The sequence below is a fragment of the Dissulfurimicrobium sp. genome, assembly GCF_049968175.1.
Lineage (GTDB): Bacteria > Desulfobacterota > Dissulfuribacteria > Dissulfuribacterales > Sh68 > Dissulfurimicrobium > Dissulfurimicrobium hydrothermale.
This window is the reverse complement of the sequence record NZ_JBMFRG010000097.1, coordinates 1-4,340: the sequence shown is the minus strand read 5'-3', so window position 1 is coordinate 4,340 and position 4,340 is coordinate 1. Positions and strand designations below refer to the sequence as shown.

Here is a 4,340-nt window from a genome sequence, read left to right as displayed (position 1 = left end):
CTGGAGGCTTTGGCGGTGGGGGCGGGTTCGGCGGCGGACTGAGAGGCGGCGGACTTGGGGGGGGCGGATTTTCAGGCGGTGGGGGCGGGTTCGGCGGCGGAGGTGCCTCAGGTGACTGGTAAGACAGAAAAGTCATCCTACTTTCTCCGAGTAAACCGACTAGTAGGCAAGGCCATCCATGGATACGGTCTTCTCCATCAAGGGGATCGCATCATGGTCGCCCTGTCAGGTGGATCAGACAGTCTGCTTACCCTGTGGTTTCTAAGGAACTGGCTCAAAAAGGCTCCTATCTCCTATGAAATCCTGCCGGTACATCTGGATATGGGCTTTGGTGGCGGGACAGTCGAGACATTGTGGCGCTACCTCTCCGAGAATGGGCTTTCATACCATATCGAAGAGACAGGTTTCGGCATATATGCCCACAGTCCTGGAAACCGCGGCAAAAGCCCATGCTTCATCTGCTCCATGCTAAGACGCAAGCGTCTTTTTGAACTCGCTGCAAGATTCGGCTACAACAAGATTGCGCTAGGTCACAATCTGGATGACATGATAGAAACATTCTTCATCAACCTAAGCTTCATTGGCGAAATGAGCACGCATGTGCCGAGACAGGAGATGTTTGGAGGGCTGATCACTATCATCAGACCTCTGGCATTGGTCAATAAGGGGCAGATCGAACGCCTTTCACGCGAATTAGGACTGCCAATTACAAAAAATGCCTGCCCTTCCTCTGGAAGGACCAGACGGGAAGAGATTAAGGGACTGCTTGAAAACTTCTATCGATTGAACCGCCATGCAAGGGGCAACATCGCCAAGGCGCTTACCCGCATAAGGCCAGAATATCTTCCGCTCCTATCGCCCCTTCCCTGATGATAGCCGGGGGATTGACCGTCACGTCCACTATACTCGATGGCGGTCCACCTGGACTTGGACCGCCATCGAGTATATAATCAGGGGCCGGATCGATCAAATATTCGGCCACCTCTTGAGCGGTCCTTGCTGCAATAAGACCTGAACGATTGGCACTTGTAGCTGTTACAGGCCTTCCAACCTCATTGACCAAGGCCCTGGCCACATGGTGGCTGGAGATACGCAAACCTATCTTCCCTGTCTGTCCGCATAAAGGCCACGGCAGACCAGCCTTTGCAGGAAAAAGGATGGTGAGCGGTCCGGGCCAAAACCGCTCCATAAGCATTTTTGCCTGGTCTGGCACACAAGCGGCCAGTTCACTCAAAAAGGCAGGATCACCGATTATCACCAACAGTGGTTTGTCTTTTCTCCTGGCCTTGATCTCAAAGATCCGGGACAATGCGCCTTTGCAATCTATAACCGCACCAAGACCATAGCTGGTCTCAGTCGGATAGGCTACAACCCCGCCTGCGCGAAGGACCTTCGCAGCCTCTGATACGGCCCGATCCAGATCGGAGCCTGTCAAATCAGCCTCTTTCAATACGCCTCCCTGTTTAATCCTTTTATTTCATCTGCCTGCCTCTTTCGAAAAGCCTCTAGGGCCGCCCTTAATCCATGATCCTTAAGAGCAAGTATCTGAAGGGCCAAATACGCAGCGTTCTTGGCCCCTGCCTTACCTATGGACACGGTAGCCACAGGTATACCAGGCGGCATCTGGACCGTGGAAAGCAAGGAATCCAAGCCGTTAAGAGGCGAACCGTCCAAGGGAACGCCGATCACTGGAAGTACTGTGTGCGCTGCCATAGCCCCGGCCAGGTGCGCAGCCATACCAGCCCCAGCGATTATCACCTCGATACCCCTTTCAGCCGCACCTTTTGCGTATCCGGCTGCAAGTTCAGGGCTCCTGTGTGCAGAAAGGACCATCGTCTCACAAGAAACCCCGAATTCCTCTAATATCTCTGATGCCTTATGCATAACCTCCATGTCGCTCTTGCTCCCCATTACAACAGCCACCCTTGCAGATCTTGCCCGGGCCTTTAGGTGTCTGAAGGCCTTCTGCCCTATGTCACGGCGATAATGCATACCGTCCCAACTAATTTTGGCAACAGCCTCATAGACAGTCTCCACTGCCTTGGGTATGGTCTCACCCAAGGCAGTGACGCCCAAGACCCTGCCACCCGAAGTGACCAGACGGCCGTCCTTTACAGCTGTGCCGGCATGAAAAACCTTTACATCTCCCAAGGTTTCGGCCTCTTCTATCCCATCGATAACCTTACCTGTCTCATAACGGCCTGGATATCCCTTCGAAGCCATAACTACGGTTACCGCCGGCCTAGGATCCCACTCAGGCCTCATTTCATCAAGCCTGCCGTCTACAGCAGCCATAAGCAGCTCAAAGAGGTCGGTCTTCATGCGCATAAGTATGGGCTGGGCCTCAGGATCGCCGAAACGGCAATTGAACTCAAGGACCTTTGCATCACCATCCTTTATCATAAGCCCTGCATATAGTACGCCCATGAACAGCCTTCCTAGTGACTCCATCGCCTTAACGGTCGGAAGCATAATCCTGTCCATAATCCTATTGAAGAGCCGCTCATCTATGACGGGGGCCGGGGAATATGCCCCCATGCCGCCTGTATTAGGCCCTTGATCCCGATCAAATACGGCCTTGTGGTCCTGCGACGTGGCAAGGGGTATCACGGTCTTTCCGTCGGTTACGACCATAAACGAGGCCTCCTCACCATCAAGAAACTCCTCTACCAGCAGCCTGGCACCCGCCTCGCCAAAGGCCTTCTCTTCCAAGATAAGCGAAACCGCATCTTTGGCCTCATCGATAGTCTTCGCTATTACTACGCCTTTTCCAGCGGCCAGGCCATCGGCCTTGAGGACAACGGGGACTCCCATCTCCCTTTCTATAAACCGCACCGCCTCTCCCGGCTCGCTAAAGACCTTATAGGCGCCGGTAGGTATACCGAACCGCCTGAGCATGTCCTTTGCAAAGACCTTGCTTGCCTCTATCTCGGCTGCAAGCCTTGACGGACCGAATATGGAAAGCCCCTCAGCCTTGAACCTGTCCACGATCCCGCAGGCAAGCGGCGCCTCAGGACCTACCACCGTAAGGTCTATCCCTTCCCTTTTGGCAAAATCCAGCAGGCCGTCAATATCAGATGACTTTATGGGGACACATGTCGCATGCCGGCTGATACCCGCATTGCCTGGGGCGCAAAATACCTCCTGGACCCCTGGGCTCTGGACAAGTTTCCAGACAATGGCATGTTCTCTGCCCCCACTTCCGATCACCAGCACCTTATTATTCTTATTCCTGCTCATGAGACCTCCTTGATAAAATAAAAAAACTATCGACAAGGCATGGACATATCAACCTGGCCTTGTGGCTCATCGGTCCAGGAATCCTTTGTCACCACCACAATGACGTCATCACCCTGGAGCACAGTCTCGCCATGGGGTATTATGAGCCTGTGCCCCCTCCTTATGGAGACCACAAGGGCGTCCCCTGGCCAGGCTACCTCGCTGATCTTCTTTCCTGCACAAGAAGATCCAGGCCTCACGACAAACTCCCTGACGGTAGCGCCGCTTACTGCCCCGAGCCTTATCTGTTGCATATGATGCCGCCCCTCCGCCCTCAAGGTAAGAGCAACGTTATAGGCCCGAATGATGTCGTCCCGCTGCAAGAGGCCTATAATACGCCGGCGATTGCCCTTTTCGACCACCGGAAGCATACCTATATCCCTAATCCCCATCTTTCTAAGTGCCTCTGCCGAGGTCTCTTCGGGATAAGTTACCAACAGTTCCCTTGTACACGCCTCACCCACGTTCTTTTTGCCCTCGCCATACGCCCTGTCCAGATCCTGCATTGTAAAGATACCGACAAGCCAGCCGTCGGAATCGACCACAGGAAGACTATGAGTTCGCAAACGCATAAAGGTATTTGAAGCGGCTGCAAGTGAATCGCTTTCATGAAGCACTTCTATCTCGCGTTTCATGATCTGGGAGACGGTAAGCCCTTCCAACACCTCCACATCCCTGCCATGCTCTATGCGGATCCCCCGCCTTGCAAAGGCGTAAAAATAAATCGAATCCCGCTGCAGACGCCTTGATACAAAAAAACTCACGGCGACAGCAAGCATCAGCGGTGGCATCACAGTATAATCTTTGGTCATCTCAAAGATAAGTAGGATGGCGGTCAGGGGGGCATGTACCGCGCCTGCAAGAAGCGCTGCCATGCCTATCATCGCAAAGGAGGATGGATCTATGAATAGGGTCGGAAAGAGACTATCCGCTACCGAACCATATGCCGCCCCGAGTATTGCACCGATAAACAAGGCCGGTGCAAATAGTCCACCTTGAAAACCACTTGCTATGCTCATAGGTGTAACGATAAGCTTTGCGGCCAATATGGCAAACAGCAG

4 protein-coding genes are annotated in these 4,340 nt (G+C 53.5%); 1 reads left to right on the top strand and 3 read right to left on the bottom strand.

Annotated elements, in window-relative coordinates; translation table 11 throughout:
* The first annotated feature begins 111 nt into the window (after positions 1–111).
* A complete protein-coding gene (locus ACP5SG_RS09430; protein ID WP_237888024.1) occupies positions 112–870 on the top strand; it encodes an ATP-binding protein in 759 nt (252 codons plus the stop codon).
* On the opposite strand, the gene ACP5SG_RS09425 is transcribed toward ACP5SG_RS09430, so the two are convergent.
* From ACP5SG_RS09425 to ACP5SG_RS09415, 3 genes are all read right to left on the bottom strand, one after another.
* Positions 821–1,450 (bottom strand): L-threonylcarbamoyladenylate synthase, encoded by a 630-nt coding sequence (locus ACP5SG_RS09425; RefSeq protein ID WP_428123983.1) that lies wholly within the window; start codon positions 1,448–1,450, stop codon positions 821–823. The two genes, ACP5SG_RS09430 and ACP5SG_RS09425, sit on opposite strands and share 50 nt — an antisense overlap.
* On the bottom strand, positions 1,447–3,240 hold the full coding sequence (purD, locus tag ACP5SG_RS09420; protein ID WP_237888019.1) for a phosphoribosylamine--glycine ligase: 1,794 nt from the start codon (positions 3,238–3,240) through the stop codon (positions 1,447–1,449). Before purD ends, ACP5SG_RS09425 begins: the two co-directional genes overlap by 4 nt.
* A gap of 26 nt (positions 3,241–3,266) precedes the next feature.
* Positions 3,267–4,340: chloride channel protein (locus ACP5SG_RS09415; protein WP_428123977.1), on the bottom strand; the 1,074-nt coding region annotated here is incomplete at its 5' end.

Coding starts and splice junctions, on each gene's coding strand:
- purD (WP_237888019.1), bottom strand. CDS start 3,240: ATGAGCAGGAATAAGAATAATAAGGTGCTGGTGATCGGAAGTGGGGGC.